The 411-nt window shown below is 37.7% G+C and carries 1 protein-coding gene; it reads left to right on the top strand.

Features of this window, described 5'->3' with window-relative positions; translation table 11 throughout:
- Positions 1 to 411 (top strand): hypothetical protein (locus tag ACT9TX_RS18490; RefSeq protein ID WP_481340607.1); only part of this gene is annotated, 411 nt, incomplete at both ends.

The raw sequence follows: 411 nt of genomic DNA on the forward strand, positions 1-411 counted from the left end.
TGCTTCTACAACAAACGCAAGTATCTGTGCAGGTGGTTCATATACATTCAATGGTACAGTTTACACCACAGCAGGTATTTACACTAAAACTCTAGTTAATGCAGTAGGTTGTGATTCAGTTGCAACATTAAACTTAACTGTAAAAGCGACAAGTGCAAGTACAACAAATACAAGCATTTGTCCAAGTGCCTTACCATACATTTGGAATGGCTTAACATTAAATGCAGCAGGTACTTACAACAAGACATTAGTTAATGCAGTAGGTTGCGATTCAGTTGCAACTTTGAATCTAACAGTAAAAGCGACAAGTGCTTCTACAACAAACGCAAGTATCTGTGCAGGTGGTTCATATACATTCAATGGTACAGTTTACACCACAGCAGGTACATACACAAAAACTCTAGTTAATGC

The organism is Parasediminibacterium sp. HNIBRBA5674, from assembly GCF_056745525.1.